Here is a 19,542-nt window from a genome sequence, read left to right on the forward strand (position 1 = left end):
GTAAAACCATCGTTATTTGTTGTTTTTAATAACGTCATTCTAATGACGGATTCTGTCTGTAATTGTATCACAGGCCTGCGTTTGTCAGCAGCCTGAGCCACGCATTCTCTCGTCACCGTATACGTCCCCTATTTCTTTGAATATTCCTTTGAATGTGACCCTCGCAAAATTACATTCAATAAAACTGAACAAAGGGCTCGAATTATTGCGCTATCACTGGTGGGATTTTATGAATAAAGTGTCTTCCATTCGATGGACACAACGTCCTGATATCAACAAATAGTCTGAAACAGCCTAAGCGATTAGGTCACAAGGAAATCACCATGAGCAACGTATTGGTTCTTAAATCTAGCATTCTGGCTAACTACTCTCAGTCTAACGTTCTGGCTGATTACTTTGTTGACCAATGGCGTCAGCAGCACAGCGACGACAAAATTCAGGTTCGTGACCTTGCCGCAGACCCAATTCCGGTGCTGGATGGTGAATTAGTCGGTGCACTGCGCCCTTCCGATGCGCCATTGACGCCGCGTCAGCAGGATGCATTAGAATTATCTAATACCCTGATTGAAGAGCTGCAAGCCTCTGACGTTATCGTGATTACAGCGCCAATGTACAACTTCAACATTTCTACCCAGTTGAAGAACTATTTTGACCTAGTGGCACGTGCCGGTGTGACCTTCCGATACACCGAAGCAGGCCCTGAAGGTTTGCTGAAAGGCAAAAAAGTTTATGTTCTGACCAGCCGCGGCGGTATTCATAAAGATACCAATACCGACTTGGTTACCCCTTACCTGCGCGTATTCTTGGGCTTTATTGGCCTGACTGACGTTGAGTTCGTGTTTGAAGAAGGGATCGCTTACGGCCCAGAGATGGCAACCAAAGCGCAGCAAGATGCTAAAGCACTGATCACTCAGTTGGCCACAGCATAAGTATTATCCGTATTGCTTACCCTCTAACGCCTGTGTCTGGATAACGTCGTAAGCAAGAAACAAAAAACGCGCTCTGTTTAATCAGAAGCGCGTTTTTTTATGTCTATATTTCTATAGCCAAATTGTCTGCCACCAACACTAGGGCTTTCGCAGCCACTGTCCGTTGATACCGCGGACATATTCACCAGAAGCGGCGCGTTCCACCAGCTTTTGCCCCGCCATTTTGGCGACGTCTTCCCGGCTGATATGGTTATTGTTTGCCACTTCCTGATATTTCTCGGCGCGCCCAGTATTGATTTGTTGCACCAGCGCCAGCGTTTCCTTGTCTTGTTTGATAGCCACAATGTAGCCACTCAAGGTTTCACCCACGCGGCCTTGTTGCTTGGCCTGATCGAGGGTGAGCGCAAAAACGGCGCTGCTAAACAGTAAACCGGCACCCAACAGAGCGATTAACGATTTTCTCATCGGATTCTCCTTAGAACAGCCCCGATTGGGTTTTCAATAAATTCTCGACGTCTTTATCCACTTTGATGTGAATTTCGTGTTCGATTTTGACGTTCATATTGATGGTAATCGGCTCTTTCGGCGCGGCTACCTCAATGCGGGGAATGCATCCCGTCAATGGTACACAGACTGCCGTCGCCAGTAGCCAAACCTTAAGGTTGCTCATGCTCACTCCTCGCAGGGGTTGAGAGGCTTTGCTCCAGCCACTCCTGTAAATTATCGCCAAAACGTAAACTCCGCCAAAGCTCGAAAATATTTTCTTCATGATGATAGTTAAGCACGACCTCACGGTGTGCGCTTTGCTGAGGATTCACGCCACGGATCGTCGCCGCCATGGTGAGTACCCCTAAATTACTTAAATTAACTTCGGCTCGCGAACGGCTGATCTCCATATAACGCAGCCACTCAATCGCAGCGCCCGCCGCCATATTGTTAGCGGCCATCGCGTCAGCCATATCGGGGTCAAGACGTAGCGTCAGCATAGATGCGTTATCAATCCAGCCGTTGCGAATAAGCCATTGCGCATCTTTCAGATACAACGGCAGCTCACCGTCTACCCGACCTGACATCGCAAACTGTTTTGGTTTTAGCGCTGTGAACAGCACGCTCAGATCGATATCTTTCAGTCTCAAGACCGTTGACGCCGGTTGTGGAAGGCGCAGCGCATCAAAACCGATGTGGCCTTTCAGCATATCAACACCGACGTTTGACAGCACCAACGGAGCGCGGTCGCTATAGGGATAGTAGCCCTGTAGGTCAGCCGAGATATTGCTCATTTCAAACAGGTTAGACAGATGTTTTATCCGCAGGCTAATCGGCTGTTTGGCACCTAGCTGCCATACCTCATTTTTCAGTCGATAGGCCATGATGAAATCTAATCCACTCATCTCACCGTCTTTCAGCCACATACCGGCGTTTTTCACCACCATGTGTCCGCCTGCTTCAAAGCCTTGTTCTCGCGCTGCTGAGAATGCCGCCTGAGCGTAAAAGTCACCGTCGCGCAGCGTGATATTCAGATCGGGTGATAGCAGCGGTTGGAATACCGCCGTGGATTGTTTTGCCCACCAGGCTTCACCACGCAGTCTTTCCCCATCCCAACGCCCGTTGAGCTTAATAGGGCCAATACGTTCGGCGTGAAGATCGCCTTTCAATAAAAACTGATCCGGCGCTGTTCCGGTGGCAGCAAGGTTCAAAATGGCATGTGGGAGATAACCGCCGTTCTCCAGTTCCACCTTATTGGTATCAAGCATGAAAGCACCGGTAAATTTCGGCTGTTTTTCATCTCGAATCCAAACGATCGGCTGATCGATGGTTAAGCGCGGTTTGACCACCGTCATCATGCCATAGTGGATTTTATCAAATCCGGTCGATAGCTGGTTCAGGCGGATAGTATTCCCTAGCCATTCACCACGGCCCCCCACGTCCCATTTCGCTGCCAGCGGTGGTAAATCACCGTTGCCCCAATATTGCCACTGCCACTGACCTTTATCAGGCATGAATTGCTGTGCCTGACCATCGAGGTGCAATTTGAAATTACCCCAGTAGCTGTCTTTGACTTTCATGATCGCCTGTAAACGACCGGTCACACCTTCCGCGTTGAGCTTGATGCCTGCCAGCGGCCAACGCGCTTCTTGCAGCGTGGTTTGATCGTCTAAACGTCCCCATGCTCGCAGCAGTGAACCACTATCCAGCGTTAGCAAAGGATTCAGCACGCTGCCGGTAAGTAAACCGGGGATCGATGCCGTTAAAGACAGGTTTTGACTGTTCACAAGACCGGTCACGCGAAATGCCATGCTGCTATCGATGACGCTGAGCTTACCCGGACCGAGATTCACGACCACGTTACCTTTGCCGTGATTGCCCTGCGTGAGCACGTTCATTCGCGCTTCAATTTGCGTTTGCTGGTAATTTTTATCCCAGTTAGTCAGGGTGAGATCGATACCGCCCTGCAACGGTTGCTGCGCATAAGGCCAACGCCACTGGCCTTTATTCACGTGGATTTCATGACGGCTCACCGTCCACGGCAAATCGGCCAACGGCGTTTTATCGCCCTTGGCAACAATCTTCAAATTGCCTTGTTTATTCTTCCATTCAGAAATCAGCAACAGCGGTTGTTCAACAAACGGGGTTTTGAGCTGGGCCTGCATGTTGCCACTGCGCGGCAGTGAGGCCAGATCCAACGGTATTTGCAACTCCCCATCCAGCTCTATCGGCTGATCCGTTTGAGGAACTTTTAGCGATAGTTTTTTAACCGTCAGCTTTTGTTTGTCATCGAGACGCGCATCAAGGCTAAGGCGATCGCTACGGTAACGAACCGTCTGCCCATCGGCGTTATTGACCACGCTGATGGCTCCGGCATAGTCCTGCCATGGGCTTACGATGAGATGATTTATCGCCACGTCAAACAGCGGTAAAGAGCGCTGAATTTTATCCAGCTCAAGCGGCGCAGAGGGAGTATCAGATGAAGGGAGCTTTTCCAAACACAGGGTATTGACGTCAAGCGTGTCTGCCAGCATTTGCCAGCGGCCTTGCTGATAGCGCAAACGTGCCGCAGACAGATCGCCCAAACGGCAATCCTCCGCCAGATAGCTTAACCCCGGCAGATGCAATGCACCGTTCGACCAGTACGGACGAGCGCTAAACTCCACGCGCGTTCCAGCTGGAAGCCACTGTTTTATAACCCACGGCAGCCAATGTGCCACCGTTAACCAGAGAAACGTTAATGCCAAAAATATGGCGATCAGCGCTGCAAATAACCTTTTGAGCCACTTGATCATAATTCGCCTTGCTTTTTAATAATCTGCCGCAACATATCATAATAATGGATACATCTGAACGAATCGGGCAAAATCCTAGATAAATCTAGCCGTTGTGTTGAATTTTAGTTCAGCGAAAGTGTACGTTTAGGCCATCAGTTTATTTGTCATACTAAATGTCGTTCGCTTTGTCTGTTTTGTTCATTTTTGCTATCATGATCACACTTTTCTGGTGGAGAAACCCCTATGAAGCTCGCGATTTATAGTACTAAACAGTATGACCGCAAATATCTTGAACTAGTAAATAAAGAATTCGGTTTCGAGCTGGAGTTTTTTGACTTTCTGTTAAGCCCTAAAACGGCAAAAGTGGCGCATGGCTGTGAAGCTGTGTGTATCTTTGTCAACGACGATGCGAGCCGTAAAGTACTGACCGAGCTGGCCGCGCTCGGCGTTAAAATTATCGCACTGCGTTGCGCAGGCTTTAATAACGTCGATCTTGAAGCCGCCAAAGAGCTTGGCTTAGAGGTGGTACGTGTACCGGCCTATTCACCGGAAGCCGTCGCCGAACATGCCGTAGGCTTGATGATGAGCCTTAACCGCCGCATTCATCGCGCCTATCAACGTACCCGCGACGCCAACTTCTCACTGGAAGGATTGATTGGCTTTAACATGCATAACCGCACCGCGGGCGTTATCGGCACCGGTAAAATCGGCGTGGCTACCATGCGTATCCTGAAAGGTTTCGGCATGAAACTGCTGGCCTATGACCCATACCCAAACCCACAGGCGTTGGAATTAGGCGCAGAGTATGTGGATTTGAAAACGCTGTATGAAAAATCTGACGTGATCACCCTGCACTGCCCGTTAACGCCAGAAAACCATCATCTTTTAGATGCGTCTGCGTTTGGCCAGATGAAGAACGGTGTGATGATTATCAATACCAGCCGTGGCGGCCTGATCGATTCAGATGCGGCGATTGAAGCGTTGAAGCAGCAGAAAATTGGTTCTCTGGGAATGGACGTTTATGAAAACGAACGCGATCTGTTCTTTGAAGATAAATCTAACGACGTGATCCAAGACGACGTATTCCGTCGCCTGTCGGCCTGTCATAACGTGTTGTTTACCGGACATCAGGCTTTCTTGACCGAAGAAGCGCTGACCAGTATTTCTGAAACCACGCTCAATAACATTCGCACGCTGGCCAACGGTGAGCACTGTGAAAATTTGATCACCGCGTAGTTTTTGATTTCAACGATACTAAAACAAAACCCCAGTGCAAACTGGGGTTTTCTGTTTAAGGTTGTCTATTGAAAGCTTCGCACTAAAAGTGCGATAAAACCCTCGTCGAATTTAGGCGATATGCTCCACCAGCAATGCCTGACGATAATGAGCTAAACGCTGATTAAACAGCTCACGCTGCTTGGTCGACATATTGCCACACACTTTGCTGGCATCCATCTCACGTCCCTGCGACTCCATTAAGGCAATGCTGCTGGCTAAAAAATCCATATTATTTTCGCCAAAATTGTTTCCATCATTCGTTGAAACACGCTGTGCGGTAGTCTTTACCATCTGGCACACTCCTCTTTCTGATTTTGAAAAAAGGCTAATATGCTGCGTTGACTTAGTATCCCCTACATAGGCACTAGAGACTAAACACTGCGTGCTTGTTTTTTGACCTAGGCTGTGTTGGAGATCACATTATTGCGCTCCATGATATAAATCATGTTGCCGTGGTAACCCGTCTCTTTACGTAACGTGAAGCCACATTTTTCAGCTAAGCGAACCGAACGAACATTTTCTTCATCGATGATGCAACACACCGGCGTTTTAGCACTTCATCCGCCCAGGCAAGAACGCATTTGGCGGCTTCTAACGCGTAACCTTTACCATGAAAAGAAGGAATAAACGTCCATCCCATTTCGGGATAACGTAGGCTCGGTTCAATTTCACGATGATTTTCGGCGAGGCCAATATTGCCGATGTATTGCTGTGTGCTCTTATCAAAAACGGCCCAGTAGCCATAATTGAAAAGCGCCCAGTTACCTGTATAGCGTAACAGACGTTGCCAAACTTGCTCGGGCGTTTGCGGAGAACCACCGATAAATTTCACAATCTCAGGATCTGACCACATGGCGCAAAGGTCAGGAAAATCCTCGAGCCGGTGGGTTCGTAAAACCAGTCGTTCGGTCATTAAGACCGGCGTATCCAGCACCATAACATCCTCTGTGTGTTTATTTTTCAATATCTTATTTGTGGGATATTTTCTTTTTTACTTCTGTTGATTTATAAACCGAAAGAAACGCAGCAGGCAAACAAAAACCCTATTGCCAAAGCGCTTTTGTGAAGCCAAAGAAAAATCTGCTTTCGGTAAAGTATGTATCACGCGGGGTAAACGAGTAGAATAGGCTTAGGTTTACGGTGTAAGCCGTCGATTATTCTGTAGAAATAGATAGAGGCAATACAATGAAATTTAAAACGCTATCTCTGGCATTAGGCTCGGTTTTACTTGCTGCGTGTACGACTCAGGCTCCGCAGCCGTTGCAGCAAAGCGATCTTTTGCATCGCCATTTTGTCCTGCAAAGCGTAGATGGAAAAACCATCACCGGTGCGAAAACGCGTATGGAGCCAGGGATTGAGTTTGGCGAAAAAATGCATGTTTCTGGCGCGATGTGTAACCGCTTCATGGGGCAAGGTGAGCTGAACAATAATATCTTGAAGGTAGAGAAATTAGCCTCAACTCGTATGGCGTGTATCGATCCCGCTCGTGCAGAGTTAGATCCGATCATCAGCGATGTGTTGAGCAAAGGCGCGGATATTTCTTTAGTGAAGGGCCAGCTCATCTTGAAAAATGCCAAGCATACGCTGGTTTATCAGCAACGTGATTGGATGTAATTTCGCTAATGCGTCCTGCCGGCTGGAGCCATAGCCGGCATCATCATTTGGCTATCCCAATGATTGATAATAAAAGAATAAAGCAAGATTAGTTTGCGGGACAGGCACCACGCATCAATGCAGATTCGCCACAGCGTTTGCCATCTGGTAATTGGCACATACCGACCGAACTCCCATCGAGCTGGCTTGAAAGTGCCAGAGTGCCCCCCGCCAGCGCGCAATTTTCAGCGGCCGCGTTTGACATCCCGATACGCTGATGAACGTTAGCACTGGTTGCCTGCTGTTCAGGCTCACTGCTACATCCCGAGAGCAAAATACCTACCGCAAGCGCTAAACTTAACTTTGCTATCATTTCCACTCACTCCTCTCGCCTTGTTTTATTCAAAGATTTTAATATGTTGATCAATATTGGCTAGTACTTATATTCGATAACGCTTAAGTACATTTTTCACACAGAGTTACCCGATGCCAGCTTAATTTATCCACTGAATCTCTACAAAAAGCTAATAGCACGAAAATAAGGCCGTTTAGCCTGTTTTTCCCGTAGGCTGGTTAAGATAAAATTGCTGGCTACGTAAAGCTGGGCGTACTGTGAAATAATTATTCGTTTTTACGCTTAATCGTTATGCAAAACAATAAAATTACAGCGAGAGGAACAAATGATTACTGATTTATTGCTACGCGTCGTATTAGCCGGATTTCTTGGCGGCCTCATTGGTATTGAACGTCAGCTACGTGCCAAAGAGGCAGGATTGCGCACGCATGTATTAGTCGGTATCGGCAGTGCCATGTTTATGATTGTCTCTAAGTATGGTTTTAACGACATTCTAATGGAATCACATGTTGGATTAGACCCGAGTCGTATCGCGGCTCAGGTCGTCAGCGGTATGGGCTTCCTCGGCGCAGGCACCATCATGATCCAAAAACAGGTCGTGCGCGGGTTAACGACTGCGGCCGGGCTTTGGGTTACCGCCGCTATCGGTTTGGTGATTGGCAGCGGGATGTATGAGATTGGCATCTATGGCACGCTAATGACATTAATTGTGCTCGAAGTTTTCCGTCAGTTGAGCAATCGCCTGATCGGTCATCATCACTCCATCATTATTCAGCTGGTGCCTACCAGCGTGTCCGGCATTTTATTAGCCTTACAACAAATGCGACTCAAACCGGGCTATTTAACCGTAAACCAGCACGATGCTGATACCGAACTGTGCGAAATGTCACTCGATGTAACGCTACGGCCAAAACAGGATATCAGCGAGGTCTATCAGAGATTACAGCAGGTCGAAGGCGTACATTTTATAGATATTCGCTAATAGATATCTCATCACGTGACGTTATTTCGTTCTCCAATAAGCATTTTTTAATCACCTTATTGGAGAACATGACAGAATGTAAATTAATATTAATCCTGCCCTCCTTTCTCCTATTTTTGTCATACGGCATCCATTGCGATGCCATGAAACTGACAAGCCCGCTAATTATGTTTTGCTATCATCATGCCATGATGAGACGTGGCTCGATTGTCATTGCTGCGTCCGGTGCAATATATCTTAGAGAGTTCAAGAGCAGCCTGCGCTTGCCATTTGAATGACCGACGGTATTACGTTGTGAGCAACAAAAGGTACATTTAATGATCACCACTGATGGTAATAACGCAGTGGCTTCAGTGGCTTTTCGAGCCAGTGAAGTTATCGCTATATACCCTATTACGCCAAGCTCAACCATGGCGGAACAAGCAGATTCTTGGTCAGGCGATGGACGCCGCAATATCTGGGGCGACATCCCACGCGTCGTTGAAATGCAGTCTGAAGGCGGTGCAATAGCCACCGTTCATGGCGCATTGCAAACGGGCGCTTTGGCGACATCGTTTACATCATCGCAGGGATTGCTGCTGATGATCCCCAACCTGTACAAAGTGGCAGGACAGCTTATTCCCTTCGTGCTGCACGTTGCGGCGCGAACCGTTGCAACACACGCATTGTCAATCTTTGGCGACCATTCAGACGTCATGGCGGTTCGTCAAACCGGCTGTGCGATGCTGTGCGCCAATAGCGTGCAAGAAGCACAAGACTTTGCGCTGATTTCCCATATAGCGACGCTTAACAGTCGCGTACCTTTTATTCATTTCTTTGATGGTTTCCGTACCTCTCATGAAATCAATAAAATCGTCCCGCTTTCGGACGACACCATTAAGTCATTGATGCCGCAAGACGCCATCGATGCGCACCGAGCACGCGCGTCGACGCCGGATCATCCGGTGATCCGCGGGACTTCTGCTAACCCGGATACCTATTTCCAGTCACGCGAAGCCACCAATCCTTATTATCAAGAAACCTATCAGCACGTCGCCAATGCCATGCAGGCTTTTGGCGACGTGACCGGTCGTCACTATCAGCCATTTGAATACTACGGCCATCCAGAAGCTGAACGCGTCGTAATCCTGATGGGCTCCGCTATTGGCACCTGTGAAGAAGTGGTTGATACCCTTCTCAGCCGAGATGAAAAAGTCGGTGTGCTGAAAGTGCGTTTGTTCCGCCCATTCTCTGCCGAGCATCTGCTGAAAGTGCTGCCAAGCACCGCAACACGCATTGCGGTATTGGATCGAACCAAAGAACCTGGCGCATTAGCTGAACCTCTGTATCTTGACGTAATGACGGCCTTGGCTGAATCATTTAGCCGCGGCGAGCGCAACACATTGCCTCGGGTTATCGGTGGACGTTACGGTCTATCCTCCAAGGAGTTTGGCCCCGACTGTGCATTAGCCGTATTTAACGAGCTGAAACTCGATAACCCACGTCCACGCTTTACCGTAGGGATATTTGATGATGTAACCGGGCTATCACTGCCGCTGAGCGACGAACTTCTGCCACAGCGCACACGTTTGGAAGCGCTCTTCTATGGTTTAGGCAGCGACGGTACGGTCTCCGCCACCAAGAACAACATCAAGATCATTGGTAACAGTACCCCGCTTTACGCCCAAGGCTATTTTGTTTACGACTCCAAAAAAGCCGGCGGCTTGACGGTATCTCACCTGCGCGTAAGCGATAACCCAATCAATTCAGCCTACCTGATTAGCCAAGCTGATTTCATTGGCTGTCATCAGTGGCAGTTTATTGAAAAATACCAGATGGTCGAACGTCTGAAACCGGGCGGCGTTTTCCTGATCAATACGCCTTACAGCGCCGATGAAATCTGGCATAACCTGCCTAAAGATGTGCAAGGGTTGCTGCATCAGCGTCAGGCCAAGGTATACATTATCAATGCGGCGAAAATTGCCCGTGAATGTAAACTCGGCGCCCGTATCAACACCGTTATGCAGATGGCATTCTTCCATCTGACCAACGTGCTACCGAGCGACGATGCCCTTAAACTCCTGCAAGATGCCATCACGCGCAGCTACAGCAGTAAAGGCAATGAAATCGTTGAGCGCAACTGGCAGGCACTGGCGGTTTCACGTACTGCATTAACGGCGGTTCCGCTACAGCCTATCGATGACACCAGCGCAATGCGCCCACCGGTCGTCTCCGATGAAGCGCCTGATTTTGTGAAAACCGTTACCGCCGCCATGCTGGCTGGCTTGGGCGATGCTTTACCCGTCTCGGCCTTCCCGCCAGATGGCACTTGGCCTACGGGCACCACCCGTTGGGAAAAACGCAACATCGCCGAAGAAATCCCAATTTGGGAAGCGCCGCTGTGTACCCAATGTAACCACTGCGTTGCAGCCTGTCCGCACTCTGCAATTCGTGCCAAAGTCGTTGCCCCAGATGAGATGGAAAATGCGCCTGAATCACTGAATTCGTTGGATGTGAAAGCGCGCGACATGCGTGGGCAGAAATACGTGTTGCAGGTTACGCCTGAAGACTGCACCGGTTGTAACCTGTGCGTTGAAGTGTGCCCAGCGAAAGATCGCCAGAATCCTGAGATTAAAGCGATCAACATGAAGCCGCGTTTAGAACACTTGGCCGAAGAGAAAGCCAACTTTGACTTCTTCTTAGAACTGCCAGAGATCGAACGCAGCAAGATCGAACGTATTGATATTCGAACTTCACAGCTGATTTCACCGCTGTTCGAGTACTCAGGTGCCTGTTCTGGCTGTGGTGAAACACCTTACATTAAGCTGCTCACTCAGCTGTATGGCGACCGCCTCCTGATTGCTAACGCAACGGGTTGTTCATCGATTTATGGCGGTAATTTACCAACCACGCCATACACCACTAACGCAGATGGCCGCGGCCCAGCTTGGGCCAACTCATTGTTTGAAGACAATGCGGAGTTTGGTCTTGGCTTCCGTTTAACCATCGATCAGCATCGTCAGCGCGTTAACCGTCTGTTAGACAGCTTAGCCGAGCAGCTACCGCCAGAGTTGCTTAATGAGCTTCATCAGCCCGATCTGCCGATCGAAGAGCGACGCATTCAGGTTGAAAAACTGCGTACTGAACTGCAGAAAATCGACTCAGTGGATGCTCGTCAGTTAATCACCGACGCCGATTATCTGGTTGATAAATCAGTTTGGCTCATCGGTGGTGATGGCTGGGCGTATGATATTGGCTTTGGTGGACTCGATCATGTCTTGAGCCTGACCGAAAACATTAACGTGTTGGTGCTGGATACCCAGTGCTATTCCAATACCGGCGGTCAGCAATCCAAGGCTACACCATTGGGCGCGGTGACGAAGTTTGGCGAACACGGCAAACGTAAAGCACGCAAAGATTTGGGCGTCAGCATGATGATGTATGGTCATGTATACGTTGCACAAATCTCCTTGGGTGCGCAGCTTAACCAAACGGTGAAAGCCATTCAGGAAGCTGAGGCTTATCCGGGGCCATCCCTGATCATTGCATACAGTCCATGTGAAGAGCACGGCTACGATCTGGCCTACAGCCATGAGCAAATGAAACAGCTCACCGCCACCGGATTCTGGCCGCTCTATCGCTTTGATCCACGTCGCAGTGATGAAGGCAAACTGCCGTTGGCGCTGGACTCTCGTCCGCCGTCCATCGATCTGGCCGATACCTTGCTCAAGGAACAGCGTTTCCGCCGCTTGAATACGCAAGAACCCGAAGTCGCTCAGCAGTTGTATCGTGATGCTGCTGCCGATCTGAAAAAGCGCTTTGAGTTCTTAAGTCAAATGGCAGGTAAACCTATTACCGATAGCGACGAATAAATACTCATTAGCGATTAAACTTAAAAGCGATGTCATTTTGGCATCGCTTTTTTATTACCTGTATGAAGGTGAATAAATAAGCCAGCGCCAAATTTGCTAATATTCTTATTTACTATTTCAAGGCTGAAAGGTTTCAGTCTGAAATAATTAATTATCTGTTTTGATTATCAATAACTACACACCAAATGACATTCGTGTGTCATTTTGATATCGCGACGAAACAAATCCAAAATCTATTACGATTGAAAATTGATTCAGCGCATCTTCGCTTTGTTATTGCTGTTCTTTTGAGCAATAACCATAGGGTAAATGTGATACGTTGCACAATTGGCTAATTCCTTAGCCTTCAATAAGTCATTTTCCCTAATCTTTGCATGCTATGTGCATCACCGGAACAAAACTAATAATTTTAACCGGACGTGGGTGAGGTCGTTATGAATCGATTTGTTATTGCTGATGCTAAAAACTGCATCGGTTGCCGGGCCTGTGAAGTTGCCTGTGTGATGGCACATAATCACGGCGAACATGTGCTAACCCCTGCACAATTCCAGCCAAGAATTCACGTGCTCAAACTTGAGCACAAGCACACGGCGGTGTTATGCCGTCACTGTGAAGATGCACCTTGCGCCAACGTGTGCCCTAACCACGCGATCGAAAAACGCGACAACAGCATCCAAGTCATTCAAGAGAAATGTATTGGCTGTAAAACCTGCGTTGTGGCCTGTCCCTTTGGCGCGATGGAAGTCATTACCCAGCCCGCGCCCACAGAAACATTACCTGACGGTGTTATCGCTAACGCCCACAAATGTGATCTGTGCGCAGGCGTCGCCGATTCCCCATCCTGTGTGGCCAGTTGCCCAAGCAATGCATTAAAACTGATCGACGATGAAACGCTGAATAACCTGCGTCGCCAGCGTCAGCTGCGCGCAATGATGAACGATGACTCAGGATTGCTCTTTGATGGCAGCGCCAGCAAAGTCCTTCAATCCGCAGCGCCAATTGTGATGCCTAATCGCTCAGCGAAACCGAGCAAAGTACCGCAGATGCTCAACACCCCTGCGCGTCATGATCCGGTGAAAAAACCGATTGCGATACGCAAGGCAACGTTCGTTGAAATCTACCCTACCTTTAGTGAAGAAGAAGCCAGCGGGCAAGCAAGCCGTTGTCTGTCATGCGGAAGCCACAGCGTGTGTGAATGGACATGCCCACTACACAACCGCATACCGCATTGGGTAAAACTGGTTAAAGAAGGCCGTATTTTGGAAGCCGTTGAGCTTTCGCATCAAACAAACTGTCTGCCAGAAGTGACCGGACGAGTTTGTCCGCAGGATCGTCTGTGTGAAGGTTCTTGCACGCTGGGTAAAGAGTTCGGTGCCGTTACCGTAGGCAACATCGAACGTTTTATATCGGATAAAGCGTTTGAAATGGGGTGGACGCCCGATCTTTCCTATGTGAAACCGGTAGATAAACGCGTTGCGATCGTCGGTGCAGGCCCGGCGGGATTAGGCTGTGCGGATATTCTGGCACGCAACGGGATTAAAGCCGTCGTTTATGACCGTCATCCTGAAATTGGCGGGCTGCTGACCTTTGGTATTCCTTCGTTCAAACTGGATAAATCGATTTTGGCACATCGTCGTGAAATATTTACGGCCATGGGCATTGAGTTTCAATTAAACACCGAAATCGGCCGCGACATTACGCTCAGTGAATTACTTGAGAGTTACGATGCGGTATTTGTCGGTGCAGGCACCTACCAATCAATGAAAGCCGGTTTGGAAAACGAAGACGCTGAAGGCGTATACGATGCCCTACCTTTCTTGATTGCAAATACCAAGCAGGTTATGGGATTACCGGAGCTCCCAGAAGAACCCTACATTAATATGGCAAACAAGCGCGTTGTCGTGCTGGGCGGCGGTGATACGGCCATGGACTGCGTGCGCACCTCCATTCGCCACGGTGCAGAAACGGTAACCTGCGCCTATCGTCGTGATGAAGCCAATATGCCAGGCTCGAAGAAAGAGGTTAAAAATGCTCGTGAAGAAGGCGTTGAATTCGAATTTAACGTGCAGCCGCTGAGCATTGAAATCAATGATGATGGCTGCGTGACCGGCATTCGCATGCTAAGAACCGTGATGGGTGAACCTGATGCCGCAGGACGCCGTCGACCTAAACCGGTTCCGGGCTCCGAGTTCGTTATGCCCGCCGATGCCGTGGTTATCGCCTTTGGTTTTAACCCACATAAAATGCCTTGGCTCGAAGCAGAAAATGTAAAACTGGATCAATGGGGCCGAATTGTTGCTAGCGTCGAGACGGCGATTCCTTATCAAACCAGCAATAAAAAAATATTTGCTGGTGGTGATGCCGTGCGCGGTGCAGACCTAGTTGTAACAGCCATTGCCGAGGGGAGACATGCTGCTGATGGCATTATGACGTATCTGAACGTTCCCGTTCAGCGCCCTGTTATCACTCCAGAGAATGCAGCTTAAACATACATTCTAATTATAAATAAAAGCAGACTTCGGTCTGCTTTTTTATTGCCAAAAGAGAAAATAAAGTGTGACCTACAATACAAAATAAGAAGCTAGTTATTTGCAATTGAATATAAAGCCTCATTGAATTAACTGAAAATAACCCACTAATTAATCACCATTGAAATATTCATTAACTCAATCAAGGTAACTGATGACATTTTTATTATTAATTATAGTCATCTTATTACAAATTACATTTACAGATAAATGGAACTTAATCGTTAGCATCTAATGGCTGTAATGATTAATTAAAACCTATGATTAAGTGTTTTATATTCACACGAAAAATAACAAGGATTTTATCATGAAAAGAAAAGTATTGGCGATGGTTATTCCCGCTCTGTTGGCAGCAGGCGCAGCTCACTCAGCAGAAGTTTATAATAAAGACGGCAACAAATTAGATTTGTACGGCAAAGTTGATGGCCTGCACTATTTCTCTGACGATTCGAGCAAAGATGGCGACCAATCCTACGTGCGTGTTGGCTTCAAGGGCGAAACTCAGATTACAGACCAACTGACCGGTTACGGCCAGTGGGAATATAACGTTCAGGTGAATAATACTGAAGGTAATGGCAGCGACGGCAACTTCACCCGTTTGGGCTTTGCAGGTCTGAAATTCGGTGACTATGGTTCATTCGACTACGGCCGTAACTATGGCGTGCTGTACGACGTTGAAGGCTGGACCGATATGCTGCCAGAGTTCGGGGGCGACTCGTATACTCAGGCGGATAACTTCATGACCGGTCGTGCAAACGGCGTTGCAACTTACCGTAATACTGGTTTCTTTGGTTTAGTTGATGGCCTAAACGTTGCTGTACAGTATCAAGGTAAAAACGACGGCACCAATAATGACAATGAAAAACTAAGCAATAATCCACGTGACGTTCAGCATCAGAACGGTGACGGTTATGGCTTATCGACTACCTATGACTTTGGCATGGGTATTAGCGCAGGTGCAAGCTATGCATCTTCTGACCGTACGGACCAACAAAGCAATTTGTCCACCGCTCGCGGTGACAAAGCTGATGCATGGACTGTCGGTCTGAAATATGATGCGAACAACGTCTATTTAGCGACGATGTATGCTGAAACTAACAACATGACGCCATATGGCAATGGCGATAGCAATCAGATTGCAAATAAAACGCAAAACTTTGAAGTCACGGCACAATACCAGTTCGATTTTGGTCTGCGTCCGGAAGTTTCCTACCTGCAGTCTAAAGGCAAAGATCTTTACACCGCCAACACGCAGTCTGCGGCAAACAGCATTGGCGACAAAGATCTGGTTAAATACGTTTCTGTAGGTACAACCTATTACTTCAACAAAAATATGTCTACCTATGTTGATTATAAAATCAACCTGTTGGACAACGATGATAGCTTCTACAAAGAAAATGGTATTTCTACCGATGACGTCGTTGCTGTTGGCCTCGTCTATCAGTTCTAATCTTTTTTACGTTTTATAATTCAAGCCACCTTCGGGTGGCTTTTTCTTTTCTCTTGGTTATTAACAAAAAAATCGTATGTATTCCAGATTTAAAAATACAATATTTGTATTTATTTCATAAATGAAACCAATCCATACATAAGGCTACACTTAATGGATTTTATTCATAGTCGATAAGCGCGACAATGCGAACATCAAATATGGAAATTATCGATACCGCAATGGATGCCTTACCCATATTTTAATCTCATCATAAGGCATTATATGAAAAAGCTAATTTTATCCGTACTATTCGCTACAGTGACCGCCAGTACCGCCTTCGCTGCCGACATGCAGATCCCATGGGCGGACAACAGCGGCGGTACAGAAAGCACGCATATCGCAGCCCAGAATCAAGATTTAAACTATCAACATCAAAACGTTACGAAAACCATGGAAGGCACTTGGGCAGATAACAGCGGAAGCATTTCTCAAGACGAGCAGTCTCTAACCAGCCATAAACCGGCCGTGGTTGCCGACCCTTCTTTGATGCCACATCAAGGCTAATGTTATGCCGCAGCATATATTTGCTGCGGTTTTCTTTTTTTGTACTGCCACCCCGCCTGCTAACATTCGAACTCAGAATTGATATCTTTTCGAAAACATATCGTTTCCTCATCTAAATAAAAAACATCATCAATGATAATGTGAATATAATAATTGAATGAATCCATTTGATTGTATATATTTAAAGACATATATCTAGATGAGAAAATGAAATGTACGAAGATAACGAAAAGAAACTTTATGTTATTCTTAATCGAAATCATGAAATCAGCACGTTGATGAATGCGGCCTGCCATCTTAGCTCTGGAATTACAGACTGCGCCGAAGGAAATATGTTTGATGAATATAAAAATGCCAGCAGTGGATTAAAAGCCAACTTAAGCCATTACCCTGTCGTTGTCTTGCAGGCTAAAAACAGCAGTCAACTCGCCACGGCGACTCAGAAAGCGAATGAAGCGGATATTACTTATAATTTCTTTACAAGTACAATGCTTTCCCATTCTGCTGAACAGCAGATTTCAGACACGCTAAATACTGAACTTGATAAGCTAGATTTTATTGCGATTGCATTATTTGGTGATACTGAAGCACTAAAACCGATTACCAAGAAATTTTCAGTTTATAAATAGAATTTCAAATATAAAAAGGCCTGCAAGTTTGCAGGCCTTTTTATGCTAAATATGGGTTATTTTTTAATAACGGCCTGTACTTCGACCTCAACATCTAATCCCATCACAAGATCGCAGCTAATTGCCGATCTCGCAGGGAAGCCTTGCTTGAAATAGGTGGCATAGACTTGGTTAAATTCTGCGAAGTGTTTCATGTCCGATAGCCAGACTGTCACTTTAACCACTGAATCTAAATCAGAGCCGCAGTCGCTTAATGTTTTCGCGATGCTTTGCATAATGTTTTCAGTTTGTTCCGCAACGCTGCCATAAATCGGTTTACCTTCTGCAGACATTGATACCTGTCCTGATAAGAACAGAAAGTCCCCTGCTTGTACGGCTTTAGCAAACGGAAAAGGCAATTCACTGGCAAAGCGATGAATATTTGTCGTCATTGTTTTCACCTTAAGGCAAGTTAGAAATTAAACGGTTATCGTCCCATGGAGATAAAGCACCGCTTGCCCGCTGATAATAACGCGAGGCTCTCCGTTGGCGTGGGTATGCAGTTGGCAACGTAACTGCCCTTTTCGTTTCCCGCCTTGTTGGGCGGTAAGAACACTCTTACCCATTTTTTCTGCCCAAATCGGAGCCAAACAAGTATGTGCAGAGCCGGTAACAGGATCTTCATTCACGCCAACGTTAGGGCCAAACCAACGAGAAACAAAATCAAACTCGTGGCCTGCCGCCGTAACGACCACGCCGCGCACGGGATAGTTAGCTAGCAGAGAGAAATCTGGCTCAAGGTTTTCGATATCATCAGGCGAATCCACCAGCACAATGTAATCATCCGCCTTGTAAACTTCACGAATAGGCGCCGATAGATTGAGTGCCTGAGCCATTCCATCAGGAGTCGCGACCTGAATAGGCGACTTGGCAGGAAAATCCATTGCCAAAAAATCACCGTCGCGCGTCACACTCAACACACCGCTGCGCGTTGAAAAATTCAACACACGGCTTGTTTCCTGAAAATGATTGAACAGCACCCATGCTGTGGCTAGCGTGGCATGACCGCAGAGATCAACTTCAACCAGCGGAGTAAACCAGCGAAGCTCTATCATTTCATCTTTGCGCACAAAAAATGCGGTTTCAGACAAGTTATTTTCAGTCGCAATCTGCTGCAACGTGTTGTCATCAAGCCATTCATCTAGCGGACATACCGCTGCGGGGTTACCGCCAAACGCACGCGCAGTAAAGGCATCTACCTGAAAGATTTCAATTTGCATTATTTTTTCCTCGATGATGTCTGAGATTTGGCAACATTTTGGCTCTGTCTGATCTCTTCCAGATAGTTATAGATCGTATAGCGAGTGACACCTAGCGCCTTCGCGGCCTTTTCCACTCCACCTTTCACGATAAATATGCCGCGATCCTGCATCTGACGTACAGCTTCAAGCTTAGCTTTCTTATTCATGGCACCGTTTTTCGTGCCGCTATGCTGCATAGCACCCTGAATAATTTCCGTCATCAGATATTCCATATCTGGTGGCTCTGATGACTGACTTTCAGGCTGCGTGCCCGTCGCCAAAAGTTGGGCTAAACACGCCTGAGCTGCTTCAATGCCACTCACGTCCGAGTTAACACACAAACTAGCAAACGGATGTCCCTGAGCGTCACGGTAAACTACTGTCGCACTGCGCAGCTTTTTGCCAGAGCGAGTCAACGTCTCATACCCCCCCACCACAGAAGGTTCATCGTTTGAAACGTCTTGGATTTCCTGCATCACGGCAGAAAATCCTCTGTCATTTTGCGGCCCAGCTAAAACAGAGCTACCTGTTTGATGCCCAGAAACATGTCCATTCGCAATTGCCAATATTGAGTTCTGAGGATTAGTCAGATCATGCAATACGACTTCGGTATTGCGCCCGACAACGCACCCCAGCATTTGCACTGCACTGCGTAATACTTTAACAACTAATGTACGTTCACTGATGATGGCAGGATCAGTAACATCAGAAATACAAGGATCGTTTACCGAAGTCTTCATAGAGGCTGAATACCAGATAGCGTCGAGGCGCATACAGAGAATGGAGGATACAATATCAACGAAAAATCATAATTTCAACATTATGTTGAAATTAGCCATAAAACCACCGATTAGGCTT

General features: G+C 47.3%; 18 protein-coding genes. 9 read left to right on the plus strand and 9 right to left on the minus strand.

From position 1 onward, the window contains the following. Window positions 1-323 precede the first annotated feature (323 nt). Window positions 324-929 carry an FMN-dependent NADH-azoreductase gene (locus DSM2777_RS16565; protein ID WP_046459519.1) on the plus strand — a complete coding sequence of 202 codons (606 nt, stop codon included), beginning with the start codon at window positions 324-326 and terminating at the stop codon, window positions 927-929. 138 nt (window positions 930-1,067) lie between these two features. Here the strand turns inward: DSM2777_RS16565 and DSM2777_RS16570 are convergent, their stop codons facing one another. Genes DSM2777_RS16570 through DSM2777_RS16580 form a run of 3 tightly spaced genes read right to left on the minus strand, consistent with a single transcriptional unit; the run spans window position 1,068 to window position 4,210 of the window. Further along, window positions 1,068-1,394 carry a YdbL family probable chaperone protein gene (locus tag DSM2777_RS16570; protein WP_025801326.1) on the minus strand — a complete coding sequence of 109 codons (327 nt, stop codon included), beginning with the start codon at window positions 1,392-1,394 and terminating at the stop codon, window positions 1,068-1,070. Window positions 1,395-1,404: 10 nt separating this feature from the next. Further along, window positions 1,405-1,599, minus strand: coding sequence for a YnbE family lipoprotein (locus DSM2777_RS16575; protein WP_025801325.1), 195 nt, complete (start codon window positions 1,597-1,599; stop codon window positions 1,405-1,407). After that, window positions 1,586-4,210: a YdbH family protein gene (locus tag DSM2777_RS16580; protein ID WP_061554591.1), complete on the minus strand. Its 2,625-nt coding sequence runs from the start codon at window positions 4,208-4,210 to the stop codon at window positions 1,586-1,588. Before DSM2777_RS16580 ends, DSM2777_RS16575 begins: the two co-directional genes overlap by 14 nt. Before the next feature lie 225 nt (window positions 4,211-4,435). Here DSM2777_RS16580 and DSM2777_RS16585 point away from each other — a divergent pair, with 225 nt between their 5' ends. Continuing rightward, window positions 4,436-5,428 carry a 2-hydroxyacid dehydrogenase gene (locus DSM2777_RS16585; RefSeq protein WP_061554592.1) on the plus strand — a complete coding sequence of 331 codons (993 nt, stop codon included), beginning with the start codon at window positions 4,436-4,438 and terminating at the stop codon, window positions 5,426-5,428. 111 nt (window positions 5,429-5,539) lie between these two features. Here DSM2777_RS16585 and DSM2777_RS16590 read toward each other — a convergent pair whose 3' ends face one another. Beyond that, a complete protein-coding gene (locus DSM2777_RS16590) occupies window positions 5,540-5,761 on the minus strand; it encodes a glycogen synthase (protein ID WP_025801322.1) in 222 nt (73 codons plus the stop codon). 205 nt (window positions 5,762-5,966) lie between these two features. Beyond that, window positions 5,967-6,407: a GNAT family N-acetyltransferase gene (locus tag DSM2777_RS16595; RefSeq protein ID WP_418008518.1), complete on the minus strand. Its 441-nt coding sequence runs from the start codon at window positions 6,405-6,407 to the stop codon at window positions 5,967-5,969. Between the two features lie 248 nt (window positions 6,408-6,655). Here DSM2777_RS16595 and DSM2777_RS16600 point away from each other — a divergent pair, with 248 nt between their 5' ends. Further along, entirely contained in the window at window positions 6,656-7,084 is a 429-nt protein-coding gene (locus tag DSM2777_RS16600) for an META domain-containing protein (RefSeq protein WP_061554593.1), read from the plus strand. Window positions 7,085-7,172: 88 nt separating this feature from the next. Here DSM2777_RS16600 and DSM2777_RS16605 read toward each other — a convergent pair whose 3' ends face one another. Then, window positions 7,173-7,436: a putative hemolysin gene (locus tag DSM2777_RS16605; protein WP_025801319.1), complete on the minus strand. Its 264-nt coding sequence runs from the start codon at window positions 7,434-7,436 to the stop codon at window positions 7,173-7,175. A 307-nt stretch (window positions 7,437-7,743) separates the two neighbouring features. Here DSM2777_RS16605 and DSM2777_RS16610 point away from each other — a divergent pair, with 307 nt between their 5' ends. The 6 genes from DSM2777_RS16610 (at window position 7,744) to DSM2777_RS16635 (ending at window position 17,404) form a co-directional block, all read left to right on the plus strand. Further along, window positions 7,744-8,400 (plus strand): MgtC/SapB family protein, encoded by a 657-nt coding sequence (locus tag DSM2777_RS16610; protein ID WP_061554594.1) that lies wholly within the window; start codon window positions 7,744-7,746, stop codon window positions 8,398-8,400. Between the two features lie 317 nt (window positions 8,401-8,717). After that, complete coding sequence (nifJ, locus tag DSM2777_RS16615; RefSeq protein ID WP_061554595.1) at window positions 8,718-12,251, plus strand: pyruvate:ferredoxin (flavodoxin) oxidoreductase; 3,534 nt, start codon at window positions 8,718-8,720, stop codon at window positions 12,249-12,251. A gap of 434 nt (window positions 12,252-12,685) precedes the next feature. Next, the gene (gene aegA, locus DSM2777_RS16620; protein ID WP_061554596.1) at window positions 12,686-14,737 is read left to right on the plus strand and encodes a formate-dependent uric acid utilization protein AegA; all 2,052 of its coding nucleotides are present in this window, start codon (window positions 12,686-12,688) and stop codon (window positions 14,735-14,737) included. 349 nt (window positions 14,738-15,086) lie between these two features. Further along, window positions 15,087-16,229 (plus strand): porin OmpC, encoded by a 1,143-nt coding sequence (gene ompC / locus DSM2777_RS16625; protein ID WP_046459526.1) that lies wholly within the window; start codon window positions 15,087-15,089, stop codon window positions 16,227-16,229. Window positions 16,230-16,493: 264 nt separating this feature from the next. Further along, window positions 16,494-16,775: a hypothetical protein gene (locus tag DSM2777_RS16630; RefSeq protein ID WP_046459527.1), complete on the plus strand. Its 282-nt coding sequence runs from the start codon at window positions 16,494-16,496 to the stop codon at window positions 16,773-16,775. Between the two features lie 212 nt (window positions 16,776-16,987). Further along, window positions 16,988-17,404: a DUF2000 domain-containing protein gene (locus DSM2777_RS16635; protein ID WP_061554597.1), complete on the plus strand. Its 417-nt coding sequence runs from the start codon at window positions 16,988-16,990 to the stop codon at window positions 17,402-17,404. Between the two features lie 56 nt (window positions 17,405-17,460). Here DSM2777_RS16635 and DSM2777_RS16640 read toward each other — a convergent pair whose 3' ends face one another. Genes DSM2777_RS16640 through DSM2777_RS16650 form a run of 3 tightly spaced genes read right to left on the minus strand, consistent with a single transcriptional unit; the run spans window position 17,461 to window position 19,424 of the window. Beyond that, window positions 17,461-17,835, minus strand: coding sequence for a RidA family protein (locus tag DSM2777_RS16640; protein ID WP_046459529.1), 375 nt, complete (start codon window positions 17,833-17,835; stop codon window positions 17,461-17,463). Between the two features lie 27 nt (window positions 17,836-17,862). Beyond that, window positions 17,863-18,663, minus strand: coding sequence for a PhzF family phenazine biosynthesis protein (locus DSM2777_RS16645; RefSeq protein ID WP_061554598.1), 801 nt, complete (start codon window positions 18,661-18,663; stop codon window positions 17,863-17,865). Beyond that, window positions 18,663-19,424: a helix-turn-helix transcriptional regulator gene (locus DSM2777_RS16650; protein WP_061554599.1), complete on the minus strand. Its 762-nt coding sequence runs from the start codon at window positions 19,422-19,424 to the stop codon at window positions 18,663-18,665. Before DSM2777_RS16650 ends, DSM2777_RS16645 begins: the two co-directional genes overlap by 1 nt. Window positions 19,425-19,542 lie beyond the last annotated feature (118 nt).

The sequence above is a fragment of the Obesumbacterium proteus genome (genome assembly GCF_001586165.1).
Lineage (GTDB): Bacteria > Pseudomonadota > Gammaproteobacteria > Enterobacterales > Enterobacteriaceae > Hafnia > Hafnia protea.

Excerpts from the sequence above, each read along its gene's own strand:
- DSM2777_RS16565 (WP_046459519.1), top strand. The coding sequence starts at position 324 with ATGAGCAACGTATTGGTTCTTAAATCTAGCATTCTGGCTAACTACTCT.
- DSM2777_RS16640 (WP_046459529.1), bottom strand. The coding sequence starts at position 17,835 with ATGACGACAAATATTCATCGCTTTGCCAGTGAATTGCCTTTTCCGTTT.
- DSM2777_RS16635 (WP_061554597.1), top strand. The coding sequence starts at position 16,988 with ATGTACGAAGATAACGAAAAGAAACTTTATGTTATTCTTAATCGAAAT.
- DSM2777_RS16605 (WP_025801319.1), bottom strand. The coding sequence starts at position 7,436 with ATGATAGCAAAGTTAAGTTTAGCGCTTGCGGTAGGTATTTTGCTCTCG.
- DSM2777_RS16585 (WP_061554592.1), top strand. The coding sequence starts at position 4,436 with ATGAAGCTCGCGATTTATAGTACTAAACAGTATGACCGCAAATATCTT.
- DSM2777_RS16610 (WP_061554594.1), top strand. The coding sequence starts at position 7,744 with ATGATTACTGATTTATTGCTACGCGTCGTATTAGCCGGATTTCTTGGC.
- nifJ (WP_061554595.1), top strand. The coding sequence starts at position 8,718 with ATGATCACCACTGATGGTAATAACGCAGTGGCTTCAGTGGCTTTTCGA.
- DSM2777_RS16645 (WP_061554598.1), bottom strand. The coding sequence starts at position 18,663 with ATGCAAATTGAAATCTTTCAGGTAGATGCCTTTACTGCGCGTGCGTTT.
- DSM2777_RS16570 (WP_025801326.1), bottom strand. The coding sequence starts at position 1,394 with ATGAGAAAATCGTTAATCGCTCTGTTGGGTGCCGGTTTACTGTTTAGC.
- DSM2777_RS16580 (WP_061554591.1), bottom strand. The coding sequence starts at position 4,210 with ATGATCAAGTGGCTCAAAAGGTTATTTGCAGCGCTGATCGCCATATTT.
- DSM2777_RS16600 (WP_061554593.1), top strand. The coding sequence starts at position 6,656 with ATGAAATTTAAAACGCTATCTCTGGCATTAGGCTCGGTTTTACTTGCT.
- DSM2777_RS16595 (WP_418008518.1), bottom strand. The coding sequence starts at position 6,407 with ATGGTGCTGGATACGCCGGTCTTAATGACCGAACGACTGGTTTTACGA.
- DSM2777_RS16590 (WP_025801322.1), bottom strand. The coding sequence starts at position 5,761 with ATGGTAAAGACTACCGCACAGCGTGTTTCAACGAATGATGGAAACAAT.
- aegA (WP_061554596.1), top strand. The coding sequence starts at position 12,686 with ATGAATCGATTTGTTATTGCTGATGCTAAAAACTGCATCGGTTGCCGG.
- DSM2777_RS16630 (WP_046459527.1), top strand. The coding sequence starts at position 16,494 with ATGAAAAAGCTAATTTTATCCGTACTATTCGCTACAGTGACCGCCAGT.
- ompC (WP_046459526.1), top strand. The coding sequence starts at position 15,087 with ATGAAAAGAAAAGTATTGGCGATGGTTATTCCCGCTCTGTTGGCAGCA.
- DSM2777_RS16575 (WP_025801325.1), bottom strand. The coding sequence starts at position 1,599 with ATGAGCAACCTTAAGGTTTGGCTACTGGCGACGGCAGTCTGTGTACCA.
- DSM2777_RS16650 (WP_061554599.1), bottom strand. The coding sequence starts at position 19,424 with ATGAAGACTTCGGTAAACGATCCTTGTATTTCTGATGTTACTGATCCT.